Below are 20,048 nucleotides of genomic sequence, written 5' to 3'. Positions count from 1 at the left end.
AAAAAGGAGGCGCTAGGCTCCTAGAAGTAAGAAAGAAAATAAGACCAGTTGACAACTAGTAAAAAATTATGATTCTATAATTAGGAGTTATTAATGAGTAGAGAATTATTAATAGGAAAAAACTATGAAGGTTTTATTCCTAAAAGTAAAAAAGAGTATAATGTATTTATTGATTTAATTTTGCGAAAAGCGGATGAAATATGTGTTACAATTAAACCAAGTTTAGATAGTATTGCAGAGTTTGAAGAGTCAATGTGGGGAGAATTAGCGGATAGCATTATAACTACAGAATATGCACAAGCAGCAACAGATAACCCAGGTGAAAGTAGCTTTTTAGTCTATTTAAAGAAAGATTATAAAACTATAGAATTCTTCAAAGCGCGTAAAAATATTTTTGATTATTCTGAATGTGATAAGATTACTGGTATTACATTGGAAGATCCCGCTTTTATTAAGGATAATATAATATTCTGCTACACTTTAACACATGAAAGCATTTGTGAAATTGAAGAAAGTATATACAAAGAATTGATGACTAAGTTTTTCTAAGATAATTCTAATTTCAAGCAGTGAGATTAAGTGGACTATTACATGATGTTGGGCATCCTCCATTTAGTCATATTACAGAATATGCATTAAAAAATATATGGAAAAAAATCAGTGATATCGATGATATGTCTCGGACACCACGACAAAAAAAGTTTGTATCGTGTATGGAAAATTATTGTCTATGGGAGGGAGAAAGAAGATATCCATGATTAGTGCTTTTATGGGATGCCTAGAACTAATAATTTTAGATGAACCCACAAATGGGTTGGACACAATAGGTATAATCAATCTAAAAAGGGATTTAAAAGTTGCAAAGCAACGAGGAAGTATAGCGATTCTTTCTAGTCACAGCCTTGATTTTGTGAGCTCTATTTCTGATAAAACAGTTTTTTTTAAAATCTGGAAAAATTATAAGAATTGAACCTCAAAGTAATAAATTAGAGAAAATATATCGTAATATTTTTTTGGGAGAAAGAAATAATGAAAGAAAAACTTTTGGAAATTAAAAATGTATATAAAACTTTTAAGATATCTAAAAAGCAGCAGAAAATTTTAAATATACCTACAGCGAAGGTAGTTGCGGTAAATGATGTTTCGGTAGATATTTATAAGGGAGAAGTATTTTGCTTACTAGGGACTAATGGGGCAGGAAAAACAACTATGCTTCGGATGATTGCTTCTTTAATTAAACCGGATCAAGGAAAGATAAATATAAAAGAAAATATTGAAAAAGATGTAAAGAATATTGGTTTTTTAACAACTGAATTAAAATTAGATGGATTTTTTACTCCAAACTATTTATTTGATTTTTTTGGTAAGTTATATCATATTGACAGTAATGAATTATTACAGCGAAGAAAAATATTATTTGAATTATTAGAAATAGATAAGTTTGCAGAAGTTAAATTAAAAAATTTGTCAACTGGTATGAAGCAAAAAGTTTCCATAGCTGTCTCATTAGTACATAATCCGGATATTATAATATTAGATGAACCAACAAATGGTTTGGATATTGTAACAACAAGAGAAGTCATTAAGTTTATTAAAATGTTGAAAGAAGAAGGAAAAAGTATTATTCTTTCCACTCATATATTTGATGTTGTTGATAAATTAGCTGATAGAGTTGGAGTTATGGTAGAGGGCAAAATGATATGCTGTGAAGCCTATGAGGAATTTATTCGAGGAATGAATACAGAAGAAAAGTTCTTTAAATTATATTATGGTGTAAAAGGAGTTAAAGAAAATGAGTTGGAATGAGATAATAACAATAGCAAAAAAAGAACTTTTTAAATCTTTTGGAAATAAGAGAATACTATTCACTACAGCTATTATGCCAGGTCTAGTTATTTTTGTTTTATATTCACTAATGGGAAAGACTATGGCTAATCAACAGAATATTGAAGATTTGAATTCAAGTTATATCATTACAATAAATTTACCAGAAGAAATTAAAAAGTATTTTGAGGCATCTAATCTTGAATTTCAAAATGTAGGTTATACAAGGCAAGATGAAATGAAAGAATTAATTAAAAATAAAACTGAAGTTCTTTTAGTTTTGTTCCCGGATGAATTTAGTGTAACTGGACAAGATAGTAGTGATTTAAATTCTATTCAGAATATTGAAGTTTATTATAATTCTTCATCTAAATTATCTAGTTATATGTATTCCAAAGTAACAACTTTGATAAACGAATATGAGTCTAGTATTTTTAATCTGTTTGATATAAATAATAGTAATGAACAGTATGATCTTGCTTCAAATAAGGAAAGTGTAGGAAGAAATTTGTCAGCTATATTGCCAATGTTGCTTATGGGGTTAATTTATTCATGTTGCCTATCCATTGCGGCAGAATCAATTGCAGGTGAGAAAGAACGAGGAACTATGGCTACTTTACTCGTTACGCCAGTTAGTAGAGTTAATATTGCTATGGCAAAAGTCACAAGTTTAAGTATTGTTGCATTAATTAGCGGAATATCCAGTTACATAGGTATTGTACTATCTTTGCCCTCATTGTTAAATCTTGAATCTTTAAACATTTTAATGATATATAATATAGAAGAATACATACTTTTATTTTTTACAGTGTTTTCAATTATATTAGTTATTATTTCGATAATGTCCATTGTATCAGCGTATTCTAATACAATTAAAGAAGCCACTACTAGTTTATCTCCTTTTGCGGCATTAATGATGCTAATAGGATTAACATGTATGATTCAGACAAAGCCAGCATCTCATTGGTGGATGTATTTAATTCCTCTTTATAACGGAGTACAAGAATTATATGGAATTTTAATATCTGAAATAAATTATATAAACTTTACAGTTATGTTTGTTAGTAATTCTGTATATGTTTTTATATGCATATTTATTTTGTCACGTATGTTTAATAATGAAAAAATTATCTTTGGATAATGAAAAAATAGTGAGATATAATAACAGAAATTAGTTATTTAATGCCTTACGTTATGGACTAAACCCTGTAATAGTAAGGGCTTGAGCAGTTGCTTTTTATAAAATTCAGACCAATAGACTTATTTGAGTTTGTTGGTCTTTTTGTGTGTGCCAGGCATGGCACTAGACTTGCTAGTGAAAGTCTAGCCACGGGAATTTACCGACAAGTGTAGTGTCTTACTTGGGAGAAATATAATAAACAAAGGATATTTCATGTATACTGGATCTCATACCAATATTATGCTCGTCATATGATGAACATTAGGACTTCATGTTTTCAGACGAATCAATATTTTGGTAACATACTCATTAGCACTATTAGCTGTAGTGTGGTCAATAATACTTTCTTCATAGGAGTAATCAGCAAATTTCAATTTATTATCTTTCGCATATAAAAATATTTTATTATAAGCGTCTGGAAGAGTACTCCAATTTCCTGTCCAATATATCTGCAGATATGTTCCGGCCGGCTTTACATATAAATTGTCATGCTTTATTTTTCTGGGAAGTTTAACATAATATCTTTCATAATGCTTACTACCATTGGCAAGTTTGTCAACCGAAATGATACTGCCATAGGAATGAAAGTAAATAGATTTATCCGTTAAGTTTTTCAGGGTGTCTGCAACAGAAGAAAAAATACTGATATAGGAATCGTTATTTAATACAGGCGATGACAAAAGATATTCTTCTTCATACATTTCAATATTTATAGTATTCAATTGTAAACCTAACGAATTTCGTATAGCGCTCGCCTTACTGATCAGAAGTGAACGTATCTGTTTTAAATGATTAATCTTTTGCAATGTTTCTTTTTCTTTTTTTTCCACTAGCTCTAAATAAGCTTCTGGAGAGTGATTTTTATTATAATTCTTAATGCTCTCAATGGACAAATCCAATTCACGCCAAGCAAGTATGCTTTCTAAAGTTAAACACTGTTCATATGTATAGTATCTAAATCCTTTTTCATCTTTTATTACAGGTGAAAATAAACCAATATCGTCATAATACATTAAAGTTCTTTTGTTAATGCCATGTATCTTAGCCATTTGTCCGGTGGTTAAAAGTGAGCTTTTATCCATTTAAAACCTCTCAAAATTTCTTTAAATAGTGCTTGCCTATACAGTTACTGTATCTATTATATTATATAGAATAAATAGAGTAAAGCTACAAAACTTCTAGTAGTAAAAGAATTCTCAAATCATAAAATGAATATACAGGAGGAAATTGAATGAGTAAGAGAAAACGCATGGTATTAACAAGTGTTGTCACTTTGCTGGTCATCCTATTAGGTTTTATAGGATATGTAGGTGTTAGGATTATACCAACATTAAATACGATTACAAAGCTTACTGACGGCTTTTATATGATGGACTATCTGGTTCATTATGATGTAGACAAAATGATGGAAGGAATTACTGATGAGGGAGCAGTATATGAATATGGAGCAAGTCAGCTGTTATTTGCGGATGCTGATATCAATTTATCGGGTATTGGGTGCACCACGTTTAATACGGTCAATGAAAACAAAGAGCATTTATTTGGTCGCAATTTTGATTATACTGACGGTTTTGTAATGCTTTTATGGACGCACCCAGATAATGGTTATACAAGTGTTTCAACTGTGGATTTGGATTTAATAAGTCAAGGTGGAGAACCAGATAATTATTTCTCAAGCCTATATACATTATATGCACCGTTTGCATGTGTTGATGGAATGAATGAAAAAGGTCTTTGTATTGCTGTATTGGAGTTAGAAACGGATGCTACTTATCAAAGCACAGATAATCCTGATCTTACTACAACAACCATAATTCGTGCTGTGCTTGATAGAGCAGCCAATGTTGAGGAAGCAATAAAAATATTTGAATCTTATGATATGCATGATGATTTAGATGTTAAGTGTGCTTATCATTATCATGTAACAGATGCAAACGGTGATTCTATTGTTATTGAGTACGTGAATGGAGAAATAAATCGTATTGATCCTCAGGATAATGTGAATTATCAAGTTGTTGCAAATTATTATCTTACAAAAGGGATAAAAGATACAAATGGTTTTGGGCAAGAAAGAGTAGCAACAGCTACAAATGCCTTAATGAAAGCGAATGGTATTTTAAGTAAAGATCAAGCTATGGATGTACTACAAAGTGTAGGCGTAGATAAACAAAATTGGTTTGGCTATGAATGCTCAACACTATGGAGTGTTGTATATAATACCAATGATTTAACTTATGATGTCTGCTATAAACTGGATTATAATACGGTATATACTTTTAGTCTATTAAATCCAGAAGAATACACAGTTAGAACAAATAAATAACTTCAAAGTTTTTGAATAAGTAACAAGAAAAGCATTGTGATTTATAATTCATCACAATGCTCCTAACTTTGAATTACAAAGTTTTAATAAAATTAATAAAGGTATTCCAATAGAAAGCAAAAACCATATCTTTCATAAAGAAATAAACTACGACAAAAAACCATGCCCTTAACAGAATCGTAAAAAAACGATATAATAACTGATTTTGAAATAGAGTATCAAATAATTTCTTAAGTCCTATTGTTATAAAATACATGAATGGAATAATCATGGTTAATATGTAACGTCCCTGAGGCTGATAGTCTCTTGTATAGGAGCTGTAAGTACATAAATAAATGGGTACAATAAAACATATTATCAGGCAAATGTGAAAAGTTAAGATATTCTTACTATTATAATGAAGCTGTGTTATAGCCTGTCTTTTTTTAAAGAATAAACCAAGCAAACCTAAGCTGATTATGACTGTGTATCCAACATAAATCCAACTATGAAGGGCAATACTCATATTACCAAAGAGCCCGACAAAGCTTAGACAAACATCACAAACGTAATCGGTGTCCATTAACATTCTAATAATAGATAGACCTGCATTGTAATAGGTTTTGGCCTGTGAAGGCTTAAGGTAGCTGGGGGTTGCATATTTTTCGGCATAAACACTACGTATATGCAGTCCCAAAAAATCACCATCATATAATAGGTAGCATCTAATAAACCACCAACCGATTCCGATCAACACAAATAAAGAAATAAAAAACCCCTTTTTAAGAAGATTACTCCAATCTATTTTTATTTTTCTGGCAGCTTTGTCATATGAAATGTGAAATACAGTAAAAATAATTATGCTGCAAAAAATAAATGCATAGGCGTTATAATAAGACATAGCACAGAAAATAAGACCGATAGAAAGTAGAATGCAGGATTTTGAGTTCCACGCTGTATCAAGTCCTAAAAGCCATGCATATGCTATGATTGCACAGGACATTAATGCCATCGAATCTGTATTTACATAAACAAACATGAACATACATTGAGGAAGCAGCATGATTAGAAAAGTAAATACCCATTGCCATACAGCATCGGTAAATATTCTATTTGCAATTTTTCTAACAAAAATGGCCATAATAACGCCACACAGTACACTAACAAATCTTGCTGCAATCAAGTAAAAATATGTATTTGAGGTAAAAAGTGCTGTTATTCTCATCAAAATACCACCTATTATATAAGGAAGTATTGGCTGAAAGGCATAGGAAAAACCCCAGGCAGGCAATCTGATTTCGATATCGCCACCATGAGGCAGCTTGCCATGATTAAATATGTATTGACAGATACTATAGCGCCCAAGCTCATCTGGAGCATCATTAAAACGAAGCAGTAGGCTCCAGATAAAAAACGTACAAAATAATGCAATATAGAATAAATATTCATAGAGTTTTTTATTGTTTATTTTCTTTAAATTCTTAATCAAAATTCATACATCCCCTTAAAGTATAATAATTAATCATAATACATTGTAAAATAATACCATATTATTTTTAAAAATCAACATAAAAATATGTATGTGAAATATTACCTGTTGAATGGTAAAACAAAAAAGCACACGTTTATGTTATAATAAGATAGGAATATTCATAAACTTACATTATTTTAAATACGAAGATATAGTAATTTAAAAATAAGTATATGCGGATATTTGCTTTACTTTGCATTGAGATGCATTTATAATATTTTTATTGTAATTTAGAAATAGGAGGACATATATTAATGGTACAGTTATACAATAATGGTGCATATTTATTAAATGGCACTGAAATCATTGAAGATAATAGCGAAGCAAATGCAAAACTTGCCACCAAATTAGGAGCAAATGTAATTTCTAAGGATGAAGCGGCAACGGGCACAATTGCGTATGGTATATTGGAAAAACATAATACATCAGGCAATATGGACAAGCTAAAGATTAAATTTGATAAACTGACTTCCCATGACATTACCTTTGTTGGCATTATACAAACTGCCAGAGCATCAGGGCTTGAGAAGTTTCCTGTTCCCTATGTATTGACTAATTGTCATAATAGCTTATGTGCAGTAGGCGGTACAATTAATGAAGATGACCATATGTTTGGATTAACCAGTGCTAAAAAATACGGTGGAATTTATGTTCCTCCTCATCAGGCGGTTATTCATCAATATGCAAGAGAAATGCTTGCAGGTGGTGGTAAAATGATTCTTGGCTCTGACAGTCATACCAGATACGGAGCGCTTGGTACGATGGCAATGGGTGAGGGTGGTCCGGAGCTTGTGAAGCAGCTTTTATCCAAGACATACGATATTAATATGCCGAAAGTAGTTGGAGTTTATCTAACAGGAAAGCCGCAAAAAGGTGTTGGTCCTCAAGACGTTGCTCTTGCCATTATTGGAGAAGTATTTGCGAATGGTTATGTTAATAATAAGGTTATGGAATTTGTCGGTGACGGTGTAGCTAATTTAAGTGCTGATTTCAGAATTGGGATTGACGTAATGACAACTGAGACAACCTGCCTCTCTTCTATTTGGAAGACGGATGATACAATTAAGGAATTTTATGAAATTCATGGAAGAAAAGAAGAATATAAAGAGTTAAATCCAGCTCATATCACTTACTATGACGGTATGATTTATGTAGATTTAAGTAAAATTAAGCCAATGATTGCAATGCCGTTTCATCCAAGTAACACTTATACAATAGAGGAGCTTAATGCAAATCTGATGGATATCTTGGCTGATTGTGAGAAGAAAGCATTGGTAAGTCTTGGCGGAGCGGTTGATTTTAAATTAAGAGATAAAGTAAGAAATGGCAAATTATATGTTGAACAGGGAATCATTGCAGGCTGTGCGGGTGGCGGTTTTGAAAATATTTGCGAAGCTTCTGATATTTTAAATGGAGCAAGTATAGGCTCCGACGAATTTACGCTAAGTGTATATCCTGCTAGTACTCCTATCTATATGGAGCTTGTAAAAAATGGTTGTGTAGCTAAATTAATGGGAGCGGGTGCTATTGTAAAAACAGCATTCTGTGGACCTTGTTTTGGAGCGGGAGATACTCCTTCTCATAATGCTTTTAGTATAAGACATTCAACTAGAAATTTCCCTAACAGAGAGGGTTCGAAGCTTCAAAATGGGCAAATTTCTTCTGTAGCACTTATGGATGCAAGATCAATTGCGGCTACAGCAGCTAATAAAGGATATTTAACAGCGGCAACTGATATTGATGTTGAATTTACTAATCCCAAATATTTCTTTGATCAAACGATTTATGAAAATAGAGTGTTTGATAGTAAAGGAGTTGCGGATTCTAGCGTAGAGATTAAATTTGGACCTAATATTAAGGACTGGCCTGAAATGCCAGGACTTACGGATAATTTGCTAATTAAAGTAGTATCGGAGATTCATGATCCGGTTACAACAACCGATGAGCTAATTCCGTCTGGGGAGACTTCTTCATATCGTTCCAATCCAATCGGGCTTGCAGAGTTTACATTATCTAGAAAAGATCCGGAATATGTTGGAAAGGCAAAAGCAGTGCAGGCAGCAGAGATGGCTAGAAGAGAGAATAAGTCTTTGAAGGAGGCGCTTCCGGAAATCGATGTGATTATAAATAAGATTAAAGATAATTATTCTGATGTAAATAATATAAATACCGGAATTGGAAGTGTTATTTTTGCTGTTAAACCAGGCGATGGATCTGCCCGTGAACAAGCTGCTTCATGTCAAAGAGTGCTTGGTGGATGGGCAAATATAGCGAATGAGTATGCAACAAAGAGATACCGTTCCAATCTAATTAATTGGGGTATGCTGCCATTTATTATTGCTAAAGAGGAGCTGCCATTTCAGAATGGAGATTATTTGTTTATTCCAGAAATTAAGAAAGCAGTAGAAGAAAAGCAGTCAGAAATGAAAGCTTATGTAGTTGGTAATTCTTTAAAAGAATTTACATTGAAGCTTGGTGAATTGACAGATGATGAGAGAACAATTATATTAAAAGGATGCCTGATTAATTTTTATAAAGGATAAAGAAATGCCTTATCCGTAATAAACTTATAGACCAAAGTTAGTGAAGCTTAAAAGCAGCCCACTCTTTGGTCTATATTTAATGAAAAAAATAAGGTATTTTTAATTACAAAATAAATAAGAACTCTGAAATTACAGATTTTAATTATTGTATTTACTGTTATAATATTCAGAATTTAATATAAAATATTGAAAATTAATACAATAATTAATATATAAAATAAAAATAACAATTAATAATAAAAAATAATTAAAAGTGTATTGACAAATATAAAGCCTTATGATAATATAAACCTATCAAAAAACAAAACTTACAAGATAATACTTAGATAATTAAATGAAAAATGGTTATAAGTATTATTTAAAAGGAGGATGATTCCAATGGAAATAGTAGGCGAGTCAAAAGTTCAATATGAAGTGGCGGGACTAAAAAAAGAATCTGTGTAAGTGAAATATTATATTCTGGACATTTGAAATGAAAAATTATCGGAGATGTTATAACCAGATAGAATAAGAAGTGATAAAAGTCCACATATTGAAGAAAGTCACAAAAAAGGTCTAATAGTTTTATAAGATATGTAAAGAAATATTTTATAAAAGTATCAGTAACAAATATATTCATAGAAAGTATTTATATAATATTGATAGAAAATATATTTGTGAAAGTATTGAGAACAGGTTGAGAAGTAGATTCGAAATATTAGATTGGTTGCTATCGTTATATAGATGAAAAGGGAAATCGATAAATAGTTGAGTACACAGATAAATATCACATAAGAAGCCTCCGATTTATACAATATACAATTAATAAAATTATAATTAAATAATGAAAAAGAGAGAATATGTAAAACACATATACTCTCTTTTTTTTACATTGTAATGGGTCCTTCAATAGGTAAAATTGATGACCAAAGTCCAAATATGCAAATAATTCCCAGAATATAGTTAATTTTGTATTTATATCTTAAGATTTGTGGATATTTTAGGCTTTATTTTGACAAGATAAAACCCATATGATACACTAATTAATAGTTATAAACGAGATTGTAAACTACATTGTGCAGGCAATGACAGAGGTGAATTAGCAATGGACAAGTATGAATATAGAATAAAGGCCGATCAAATTAGAAAACTTGTAAATGAGGAAAATTTTGCTGCTGCTATGAAGCTGGCAGATACAATTGATTGGAGAAGAGTTAAAAATGTTTCTATGTTATGTACGGTAAGTGATATTTATGAAAAGAATGGAAAATATGAAGAAAGCCATGAATTATTGTTAATGGCGTATGATCGCTCGCCAATTGGCAGGATGATGGTATATAAGCTTGCCGAACTGGCAATTAAAATGGAAGACTATGACGAAGCCATTGACTATTATAGAGAATTTGTACATTTGTCTCCCGAAGATATCGCTGCTGATATACTAAAGTATAAAATATATAAGGCGAAAGGAACCAAGCCTGAGGAATTAATTCCTATCATGGAGACATTTAAAGAGAGAGAATATCATGAAGAATGGGCATATGAGCTGGCTCATCTGTATCATGAGGCTGGCATGGGATCCAAATGTGTTGAAGAATGCGATGAAATTATCTTATGGTTTAGTGAAGGTAAGTTTGTAGAAAAAGCAATGGAACTTAAAATGTTATACAAACCACTATCACTTGAGCAACAGGAAAAGTATGACCATCGATATGATGCTAAGGAAGAAATTCATGAATATTTAGATGAAGATGGCGAGGAGGAAGAATTAAGAGGTATAGCAGATTCGTCTAAGGTAGAGCTTATAACAGAGGATATGTTTTCGGATGCGGTAGATGCAAATGATATTCAGATTAAACCAGTTAACTTGGGAAAATATGATACCATTAATCTGCAGGCTGAATTGGCTAAAAGTATGGAACAAATTATGAGTGCAACAGAAAAAGAAGCTGTTGATTCGACAATGGAAAACATAAGAAGGATGGTTGAGGATAGTCAAATACTTGATATCAACTTTGATGAGGAGCTTGATAAAAACGAAATTATATCGGGGTCAATTCAAGTAGAAGTTCCAGCTCAGATGGAAATGGTTAGTGAGTCTATACAAGATAAGATTAATTATGAAAAGGTTCTTGCCGAAGAGAATGACGGTCAAATAAGTTTATATATGCCCGAAGCTAATATTTTAGAAAAGCAAATTACCGGTCAGATGAGAATTGAGGATGTCTTGAATGAGTGGGAAAAGATGAAATCGGCAGCCGAAGTAGCAATTAAGGAAGCAGAATTAAAAAGATTAAATGATATAAAAGGTAATGCACTTCAAAAAGCTGAGCACATTATGTCAAAGCTGTCCTTGATTATATCAGAGGATGAAATGAAAGCCAATGGACAGGAAATTGCAGACGCTTTAAAGGCAAGTTTTCTTGAAGATGATGAGGCTTTTTCACAGATAGCTGCATCCTTAGAGGGAGATGCTTTAAATCAAATAAATGAGAATGCAGAGAATTTTGAAGATAAAAAGGAAGTTTCAGTTGACATTTCAAACGAGCTTGAGGCGTTGGAGAATATCATTGCAGGTGAAGAAGATACAGAAGATAAGTTTACTGATCTTGAATTAGAGAAAGTCAGTGAAGCTGCTATTCATACAATTGAAGCCAATCATGATATAGAAGAGGAAAATTCAAATGAGATAGAAAAATCTGAACCAACAGATCCTGAGCTTATGATTCAGGAAGTGCAAGAAGAGGATCGTGTAGTTGAATCAACTGAAGACAAAATAACAGCAAATTTACAAACTGATATAGAGGCTATCATTGCAGATGAACTAGATAGTACACCAGAGGAATACAAAGAAGAGAGAAGCGAACATAAGGAGCCTGAGAATAAAGAGGGGCTGACAAAGGAACAGCAGGGGATTTTTGCAGCGTTTTTATCCGTTCGTGGTGTGGAAAAGGCCTTATGCAATATTTTTAATCCGATTAATAAAGCAAGCAGCAGCAAACAACCATTTGACGTTGGTTATATTGCTGTCATAGGAGAGGAACAGACAGGAAAAACAACCCTAGCAATGGCGATTGCAAAAGCGGTTCAGATGGCACAGCATAAAAAAAGTGCGAAAGTTGCCAAAATTTCAGCCAACTCCCTAAATACAAAGGACATTAAAATGTTGTCTGAAAAAATGGAAGGCGGCGTATTAATAATTGAAAAAGCAGGAAGCTTAACAGAAAAGACTATTAAAAATTTAATGGAAACTCTTAGAGAATGTAATGAAGAGATTCTGTTGATATTAGAGGATGCAAAAGCAGGAATTGAGGCTGTATTAAACAAAGACAAAGATTTCGAAAATCAGTTTAGTGCTAAAATTGAGCTTCCTGATTATAATAACGATGAATTGGTTGAATTTGGAAAAGATTACGCCAAAATGTTAATGTACTCTATTGATGATATGGCAATACTAGCTTTATATACATGTCTTGGAAATATTCAAACAGATGATAAACCTATTACAATTGAGCAGGTAAAAGGTATTATTGATACTGCGATTGCACATTCGAATAAGAAAACGGTGAAAAAGTTAAAAGACATAGTAATGAAACGAAGATATGATGAAGACAAGAGGGTTATTTTACAGGAGTGTGATTTTGAAAGTATTGGTTAAAATTAGTATAAATAGGAATAAAATAAAGGAATCAACAGATGCGTTCGACCAAGTGATGTATTAAGCATATAATAATGATAGAAGCAATTATATTTAAATAGAAGAAGATGTGCTCACACTGTTTGATAAGCAAATAGTGTGGGCATATTACGTTTTGATTGACTTTTTATATACCGATTGGTAAAATAATAGATATAACGAATTCATGGGTGGTGAGTGTTTGGATACGAGAGAAACCATACTACAGAATGCATTGGAGTTATTTTATACAAAAGGATATGACAGCGTGGGTGTACAGGAGATTGCAGATGTTGCAGGAATTACCAAGCCTACGCTGTATTATTATTTTGGGAGTAAAATAGGTCTATTGAAGGAAGTGCTAAAGCGATATGGGACGGAGATGATTGATTTATTAAAGGATGCAAGCTATTATGATAAGGATCTTCCAATGACCTTATATAAAACAGCTGCTGCATTTACAGAATTTGCAATCAAACATCGAAAATTTTATTTTTTAATGCTTGCGTTGTCTTATTATGCAAAGGAGAATGAAGCTCATAAGGAGATGGAGCCTTATATGAGTGATTTATATCAAATGATTCTTTCTATATTTGAAAATGCTGCTAATGAGCTTGGAAATATGAACGGAAGACAGCAAAAATTTGCTATGGGATTTATTGGAACGATTAACTATTATATCTTATTTTTATCTGAAACAAGTCAGGGTGAAGAGATTATTGTAACGAATGATCAGATATTTACAATGGTGCATCAATTTATGCATGGAATTTATTCCTGAATTCAGATAATCAATGTTGAACTATACCGAAAGGTATACGAATAGGAGCTTAAAATGAATAAATGGTATAACGAGGCGATTTTTTATCATATTTACCCATTTGGTCTTTTGGGTGTTGATAAGGAAAATAAAGAAATGATAGCAGAACATAGAGTTGAGGAGCTATTAAAATGGCTTCCTCATTTGCAGGAATTAAGTGTCAGTGCAATCTATATTGGACCATTGTTTGAATCTAACACACATGGCTATGATACAAGGGATTATAAGCTTGTAGACAAAAGGATTGGGGATAATCAGGATTTTAAAGAGTATGTGAGACAGTGTCATGCTGTGGGGATTAAGGTAGTAGTGGATGGTGTTTTCAATCATACAGGCCGTGATTTTTTTGCCTTCAGGGATTTAAGAGAAAGAAAAGAGGCATCAAAATATAAGGACTGGTATAGAGATGTTAACTTTAATGCTTCTTCTCCTTATGGAGATAGTTTTTCTTATTCAGCATGGAGAGGATGCTATGAATTAGCTAATTTGAATCTTTATAATACGGAGGTAACAAATTATTTGCTGGAAGTGATTCGCTTTTGGATTCGGGAATTTGATATTGATGGTATCAGACTTGATTGTGCGGATTGTCTTACTTATGATTTTATGAAGCAGATGAGAGAGATAACTCAGTTGGAAAAGGAAGATTTCTGGCTGATGGGTGAGGTGATTCATGGGGATTACAGCAGATGGGTTAATGAGGAGCAGCTTCATTCGGTTACAAATTATGAGCTTCATAAGGGATTATACTCAGGACATAATGACCATAATTATTTTGAAATCGCACATACGATTCGAAGATTATTTGATGAAAAGGATGGCTTGTGTAAAAATGCTATTTTGTATTCCTTTGTGGATAATCATGATGTGGATCGTATTGCAAGTAAGGTGAGTAATAAAGCACATTTAATTCCGATCTATGCTTTACTTTATACGCTTTTGGGAATCCCATCCATTTATTATGGCTCGGAGTGGGGAATTGAGGGCAGGAAGGAAAATAACAGTGATGATCGTTTACGTCCTGCTATAAAGATAGAGGATTTGTTGGTTACAAATAATAATCCAAAGCTTACAGAATTTATTTGTATTTTGGGTAAGATAAAGAGAGAGAATCAGACAATTTTAAATGGCAGATATAAGGAACTTGTGCTGACAAACAGACAGTACGCTTTTGCAAGATATACAAATGAGGCTGCGATGATTACAATAGTAAACAATGATGATAATGAAAGTACCGTTTACGTACCGCTTTCGTTTGATTTTGAGAAGTTGGCTGCCAAGAATGTCATTACGATGGAGACTGTGGAGATTCAAAATAATCAGTTGCGAATTAGTATAAAGGGAAATAGTGCAATTATAATAAAAATAAATTAGCCAAAAGGAGCGATATTATGGGAGAAGAAAATACAGATATTCGATTGGGCGAATTAGATCAATATTATTTTGGCGAAGGTACACATTACGAAATTTACAAAAAGCTTGGAGCTCACGAGGCGGTGATAAATGGAATAAAAGGGGTTTATTTTGCTGTGTGGGCACCACATGCTAAGAGTGTTAGTGTGGTGGGAGAATTTAATGGATGGGATGAATCATTAAATGAAATGCAAAGACTAGAACCTATTGGATTTTTTGAGACTTTTGTAAAAGAAGCTCAGGAAGGACAAATGTATAAATTCTTAATTACAACAAATGCCGGTGAACAACTGTATAAGGCAGATCCTTTTGCAAATTATGCGCAGCTTCGTCCTGATAATGCTTCAATTATTGCAAATATAAATTGTTTTAGCTGGCAGGATAAGGAATGGATAAAAAAGCGCGAAGAAAAGGATATGAAAAAGGAACCATTGGTTATCTATGAGGTTCATCTTGGCTCATGGAAAAAGCATCAAAGGAAAGAGGATGAGGATGGCTTTTATAATTATAAGGAGCTGGCTCATGAGCTGACCGATTACATTAAGGAAATGGGATATACTCATGTGGAGCTTATGGGTATCGCAGAGCATCCATACGATGGTTCATGGGGCTATCAGGTAACAGGTTACTATGCACCTACTTCCAGATATGGAACGCCGGCTGATTTTATGTATATGATTAACTATTTTCATAAAAATAAAATTGGCGTTATTCTTGATTGGGTTCCCGCTCATTTTCCAAAGGATGCACATGGTTTGGCCAATTTTGACGGAGAGGCTCTTTTTGAATATGCAGATGCAAGAAAAGGAGAACATCCCGACTGGGGAACAAAGATATTTGATTTTGGAAAGCATGAAGTGAGTAATTTTCTGATTGCCAATGCGCTTTTTTGGATTGAGCAGTATCATATTGATGGACTTCGAGTTGATGCAGTAGCCTCCATGCTCTACTTGGACTATGGTAAAAACGCAGGGGAATGGATTCCAAACAAGCTTGGTGGAAATAAGAATCTGGAAGCGATTGAGTTCTTTAAACATTTGAATTCTGTTGTACTTGGGAGAAATCATGGAACGATGATGATTGCAGAAGAATCGACCGCATGGCCTAAGGTAACAGGGGGAACGCAAGAGGATGGTCTTGGCTTTACCTTTAAATGGAATATGGGGTGGATGAACGACTTTTTAGAATATGTAAAGCTTGATCCCCTTTTTAAAAAGGGGGCACACGGCTTAATGACATTTGCAATGACCTATGCATATTGTGAAAATTACATACTGGTGCTGTCTCATGATGAAGTAGTTCATCTAAAGTGTTCTGTACTCAGTAAGATGCCTGGGGAATATTATGAAAAGTTTGCGAATGTAAGAACTGCATATACCTATATGATGGGACATCCGGGTAAGAAGCTTTTATTTATGGGCCAGGAATTTGGTCAAGTGCAGGAGTGGAGTGAAAAGAGAGCACTGGACTGGCAATTGTTAAAAGAGGAGCCTCATCAGCAGTTAAAGCTATTTGTTTCGGAGCTTCAAAAGCTATATTTAAAATATCCGGCTATGTATGAAAGAGATACACAGCCTGGCGGCTTTGAATGGGTTAATGCAAATGATTGTGATAGAAGCATATTCAGCTTTATCAGATGGTCCGAAACAAGTAAGAATCATTTATTGTTTGTATGTAATTTTACTCCGGTTGAATGGAAAGATTACAGAGTCGGATTACCATTTAAGAAAAATCCAAAGCTTCTGTTAAACAGTGATGAAAAGCGCTTTGGCGGCTCACAGGAGAAAGTGACAAAAACATATAAGGCAGAGAAAAAAGAATGTGATGGAAGAGAATATTCGGTGACATTTTCGATGAAACCGTACAGTGCAGTTATTTTTTTATTGTAAATAATGTAAAAATACAAGCAATAGAATTTTGCCACTCTAAAAATGGTTTTGAGTATACAAACCATTTTTTTTGTGATGTTTTTTATCATATAAAAATTCGCATAGAAGAATATTGTCGTAAATATTAAATTATTATAAAAACATGCCGAAATACATAAAAGACATATAACATTATGACGAAGTGTAGTATAATTTGATTAAGTTTGTAGCGTAAGAAAACAATAAAAACTTAAATGATGTAATTTTAATCCTTATGGAAGAGAAGCATAGTAAACAAGAAGTGAGGGGCAATGATGAGTAAAGTACTTGCTATAATACCTGCCAGAAGTGGTTCAAAAAGCGTTAAAAATAAAAATATAAGAGAAATAAACGGAAAACCTATGATTGCCTATTCCATAGAGCATGCAAAAGCATCCAAACTGATTGATAGAGTCATTGTCAGCACAGATAGTGAAGTATATGCAAAGATTGCCAGAGAATATGGAGCAGAAACGCCGTTTATCAGACCAGCAGAGTATGCATTGGATACCTCCCTAGATTTGGAAGTGTTTGAACATGCTCTTTCTTTTTTAGAAGAGAAAGAAGGATATATTCCGGATTTGGTTGTGCAGCTAAGACCAACCTATCCAATTCGGAAGGTACAAGACATTGATAATATGATTACGAGGATGTTGGGAGACAAAACGATTGATTCTATGCGATGTATTGCGCCTGCAAAGGAAATTTCCTATAAGATGTGGCATAAGCTTAAGGATGGCAGCTTAAGCCCAATTATGAAAGAGATCAAAGAGTGTTATAATATGCCACGGCAGCAGTTGCCTGATGTTTTTTATCAAAATGCCTGCATTGATGTAATTCGTACGGATGTCATTACAAAGAATCATTCAATGTCTGGGGACAAAATTGTAGGTTATGAAATGGAAGAAAATTTTGATATTGACACGGAAGAAGAATTTCGAAAGGCAGAGGAATATTTAAAAATCACATCAGGAAATAAAACGTTTGTTTTTGATATTGACGGCGTCGTTGCGAAACTTCAAAAGAACTTGGATTATGCCTTGTCAGAGCCAAATGAGCCAATGATTGAAATTATGAATCAATTATATGATTATGGAAATAAAATTGTACTGTTTACAGCAAGAGGATATGTAACAGGTAAGGACTGGAGTGAAATTACAAAAGAGCAGATGAAGCGCTGGGGCGTTCAGTATCATGAGCTTAAATTTGGAAAGCCAAATGCTGATTATTATGTGGACGACAAAATGCTTAGTATGGAAAGCTTATACCAAATGTTTGTAAAATAAATATAGAATAAGAAAAAGTATAAAAGGGCATACGGAGGATTAGTGATGAGTATTTTTGATGATTTATTTATATTCGAGATGGCTAACAGCCATCAAGGAAGCGTAGAGCATGGAATTGATATTATTAAGGAAATGGGTAAGATTTCCAGAAAAAATAATATTAGGGCAGCAGTAAAGCTTCAGTACAGAAATCTGGAGACTTTTATACATCCTGATTATAAGGATAGAACAGATGTAAATCATATACCGAGATTTATGAGTACCAGGTTAAATTACGAGCAATTTACACAGCTTGTAGAGGCGGTCAGAGAAGAAGGTATGGTTACTATGAGTACACCATTTGATGAGGATGGAATTGACTGGTGTATGGATCAGGGTATTGATATTATAAAAATAGCAAGTTGCAGTTCACTTGACTGGCCGCTGCTTGAGAAGGCGGCAACAACAGGAAAGCCATTAATTATTTCAACAGGAGGAAAATCCTTATCAGATATTGACAAAATCTATAATTATTTTACACATAGAAAATGCGAATTTGCATTCTTACATTGTATTGCCGAGTATCCTGCGCCGCTTGAGCATTTGCAGCTAGATTTTATTGACCGAATGAACAAAAGATTTCGGGATGTTACAATTGGTTATTCTGGTCATGAAGATCCCGATGACAATACCGTGACGATGCTTGCTATTGCAAAAGGAGCGAAAATATTAGAGCGTCATGTGGGACTTCCAACGCAAACAATTAAGTTAAATGCTTACTCAATGAATCCATCTCAGGCAGAAAAGTGGGTAGAAGCAGCTTTGAAAGCAAAGGTTATTTGTACCACAAAAAAGCAAAATGACAAATATGTTAGTCAGGCAGAAATTGATTCTCTCAACTCATTAATGAGAGGTGTTTATTGTAAGAGAGACATTAACGTAGGCGAAATAATAACGAGAGATGATGTATTCTTTGCCATGCCTTGCAATAATAAACAGATGAACAGCGGTGAATTCTATGAAGGCGTAGTAGCAAGAAAAGATTATGCCATGAATTCTGAGCTTCATGAAACAAGAAAAATAACTCCAACAAAGCTTGCAAGAAGTGTGGTTCATGATGCAAAGGGTATGCTGTATGAGGCAGGAATTGCTCTTGGAAATGATTTCGAGGTAGAATTGTCACATCATTATGGAATGCAGCATTTCAGGCAGACAGGAGCAATTATTATCAGTATTATTAATCGAGAATATTGTAAGAAATTACTTATTGTATTGCCGGGTCAAAAGCATCCTACACATGCACATAAGGTAAAAGAAGAAACATTCCAGCTATTGTATGGGGATTTGCATGTAGTAATTGAAGGACAGGAAATTGATATGAAGCCGGGAGATATTCAAACGGTCTTAAGAGGGGAGAAGCATTCGTTTACTTCCACAACGGGTGCAATTTTTGAAGAAGTATCCACTACGCATGTGAAGAGTGATTCCTATTATGATGACGTTAGAATTAGTTCGATGGATCCAATGGAGCGAAAGACAATACTGAAAAAATGGTAGGTCAATGTTGAGAATACGTGTTAATACGTATACATTCAAGAACTCTATTTT

At 33.3% G+C, this 20,048-nt stretch carries 14 protein-coding genes; 12 read left to right on the top strand and 2 right to left on the bottom strand.

Annotation, left to right across the window (positions count from 1 at the left end):
- Nucleotides 1–93 precede the first annotated feature (93 nt).
- The 4 genes from C8E03_RS09640 (at nucleotide 94) to C8E03_RS09620 (ending at nucleotide 2,965) form a co-directional block, all read left to right on the top strand.
- Nucleotides 94–549 (top strand): hypothetical protein, encoded by a 456-nt coding sequence (locus tag C8E03_RS09640; RefSeq protein WP_110290936.1) that lies wholly within the window; start codon nucleotides 94–96, stop codon nucleotides 547–549.
- A 20-nt stretch (nucleotides 550–569) separates the two neighbouring features.
- Entirely contained in the window at nucleotides 570–758 is a 189-nt protein-coding gene (locus C8E03_RS22940) for an HD domain-containing protein (protein WP_110290935.1), read from the top strand.
- 271 nt (nucleotides 759–1,029) lie between these two features.
- On the top strand, nucleotides 1,030–1,806 hold the full coding sequence (locus tag C8E03_RS09625) for an ABC transporter ATP-binding protein (protein WP_110290933.1): 777 nt from the start codon (nucleotides 1,030–1,032) through the stop codon (nucleotides 1,804–1,806).
- Nucleotides 1,793–2,965, top strand: a complete 1,173-nt coding sequence (locus C8E03_RS09620; RefSeq protein ID WP_110290932.1) for an ABC transporter permease — start codon at nucleotides 1,793–1,795, stop codon at nucleotides 2,963–2,965. Before C8E03_RS09625 ends, C8E03_RS09620 begins: the two co-directional genes overlap by 14 nt.
- 308 nt (nucleotides 2,966–3,273) lie before the next feature.
- Here the strand turns inward: C8E03_RS09620 and C8E03_RS09615 are convergent, their stop codons facing one another.
- On the bottom strand, nucleotides 3,274–4,086 hold the full coding sequence (locus C8E03_RS09615) for a MerR family transcriptional regulator (RefSeq protein WP_110290931.1): 813 nt from the start codon (nucleotides 4,084–4,086) through the stop codon (nucleotides 3,274–3,276).
- Nucleotides 4,087–4,235: 149 nt separating this feature from the next.
- On the opposite strand from C8E03_RS09615, the gene C8E03_RS09610 reads away from it, so the two are divergent.
- On the top strand, nucleotides 4,236–5,327 hold the full coding sequence (locus tag C8E03_RS09610; RefSeq protein WP_110290930.1) for a linear amide C-N hydrolase: 1,092 nt from the start codon (nucleotides 4,236–4,238) through the stop codon (nucleotides 5,325–5,327).
- 73 nt (nucleotides 5,328–5,400) lie between these two features.
- Here C8E03_RS09610 and C8E03_RS09605 read toward each other — a convergent pair whose 3' ends face one another.
- On the bottom strand, nucleotides 5,401–6,795 hold the full coding sequence (locus C8E03_RS09605) for a hypothetical protein (RefSeq protein WP_110290929.1): 1,395 nt from the start codon (nucleotides 6,793–6,795) through the stop codon (nucleotides 5,401–5,403).
- 296 nt (nucleotides 6,796–7,091) lie between these two features.
- On the opposite strand from C8E03_RS09605, the gene C8E03_RS09600 reads away from it, so the two are divergent.
- The 7 genes from C8E03_RS09600 to C8E03_RS09570 all read left to right on the top strand — a co-directional run bounded on the left by C8E03_RS09600 (nucleotide 7,092) and on the right by C8E03_RS09570 (nucleotide 19,997).
- On the top strand, nucleotides 7,092–9,380 hold the full coding sequence (locus C8E03_RS09600; protein WP_110290928.1) for a hydratase: 2,289 nt from the start codon (nucleotides 7,092–7,094) through the stop codon (nucleotides 9,378–9,380).
- Nucleotides 9,381–10,464: 1,084 nt separating this feature from the next.
- Complete coding sequence (locus C8E03_RS09595) at nucleotides 10,465–13,017, top strand: hypothetical protein (protein WP_110290927.1); 2,553 nt, start codon at nucleotides 10,465–10,467, stop codon at nucleotides 13,015–13,017.
- Between the two features lie 220 nt (nucleotides 13,018–13,237).
- Entirely contained in the window at nucleotides 13,238–13,816 is a 579-nt protein-coding gene (locus C8E03_RS09590; protein ID WP_170122960.1) for a TetR/AcrR family transcriptional regulator, read from the top strand.
- A 54-nt stretch (nucleotides 13,817–13,870) separates the two neighbouring features.
- Nucleotides 13,871–15,229 (top strand): alpha-amylase family glycosyl hydrolase, encoded by a 1,359-nt coding sequence (locus tag C8E03_RS09585; protein ID WP_110290925.1) that lies wholly within the window; start codon nucleotides 13,871–13,873, stop codon nucleotides 15,227–15,229.
- A gap of 17 nt (nucleotides 15,230–15,246) precedes the next feature.
- Nucleotides 15,247–17,157, top strand: a complete 1,911-nt coding sequence (glgB, locus tag C8E03_RS09580) for a 1,4-alpha-glucan branching protein GlgB (protein ID WP_094378317.1) — start codon at nucleotides 15,247–15,249, stop codon at nucleotides 17,155–17,157.
- Between the two features lie 290 nt (nucleotides 17,158–17,447).
- Complete coding sequence (locus tag C8E03_RS09575) at nucleotides 17,448–18,461, top strand: acylneuraminate cytidylyltransferase family protein (RefSeq protein WP_110290924.1); 1,014 nt, start codon at nucleotides 17,448–17,450, stop codon at nucleotides 18,459–18,461.
- A 45-nt stretch (nucleotides 18,462–18,506) separates the two neighbouring features.
- Nucleotides 18,507–19,997 (top strand): N-acetylneuraminate synthase family protein, encoded by a 1,491-nt coding sequence (locus tag C8E03_RS09570; RefSeq protein WP_110290923.1) that lies wholly within the window; start codon nucleotides 18,507–18,509, stop codon nucleotides 19,995–19,997.
- Nucleotides 19,998–20,048 lie beyond the last annotated feature (51 nt).

Origin of the sequence: Lachnotalea glycerini (genome assembly GCF_003201285.1) — a bacterium.
In the GTDB taxonomy this organism is placed as follows: domain Bacteria; phylum Bacillota; class Clostridia; order Lachnospirales; family Lachnospiraceae; genus Lachnotalea; species Lachnotalea glycerini.
The sequence above is the reverse complement of the archived record's forward strand: the minus strand, read 5'-3'. Positions and strand labels throughout refer to the sequence as shown.

Bases quoted from the DNA above. Each gene is read 5' to 3' on its own strand.
- C8E03_RS09570 (WP_110290923.1), top strand. From the start codon at position 18,507: ATGAGTATTTTTGATGATTTATTTATATTCGAGATGGCTAACAGCCAT.
- C8E03_RS09625 (WP_110290933.1), top strand. From the start codon at position 1,030: ATGAAAGAAAAACTTTTGGAAATTAAAAATGTATATAAAACTTTTAAG.
- C8E03_RS09620 (WP_110290932.1), top strand. From the start codon at position 1,793: ATGAGTTGGAATGAGATAATAACAATAGCAAAAAAAGAACTTTTTAAA.
- C8E03_RS09595 (WP_110290927.1), top strand. From the start codon at position 10,465: ATGGACAAGTATGAATATAGAATAAAGGCCGATCAAATTAGAAAACTT.
- C8E03_RS09600 (WP_110290928.1), top strand. From the start codon at position 7,092: ATGGTACAGTTATACAATAATGGTGCATATTTATTAAATGGCACTGAA.
- C8E03_RS09640 (WP_110290936.1), top strand. From the start codon at position 94: ATGAGTAGAGAATTATTAATAGGAAAAAACTATGAAGGTTTTATTCCT.
- C8E03_RS09575 (WP_110290924.1), top strand. From the start codon at position 17,448: ATGATGAGTAAAGTACTTGCTATAATACCTGCCAGAAGTGGTTCAAAA.
- C8E03_RS09585 (WP_110290925.1), top strand. From the start codon at position 13,871: ATGAATAAATGGTATAACGAGGCGATTTTTTATCATATTTACCCATTT.
- C8E03_RS09610 (WP_110290930.1), top strand. From the start codon at position 4,236: ATGAGTAAGAGAAAACGCATGGTATTAACAAGTGTTGTCACTTTGCTG.
- C8E03_RS09615 (WP_110290931.1), bottom strand. From the start codon at position 4,086: ATGGATAAAAGCTCACTTTTAACCACCGGACAAATGGCTAAGATACAT.
- glgB (WP_094378317.1), top strand. From the start codon at position 15,247: ATGGGAGAAGAAAATACAGATATTCGATTGGGCGAATTAGATCAATAT.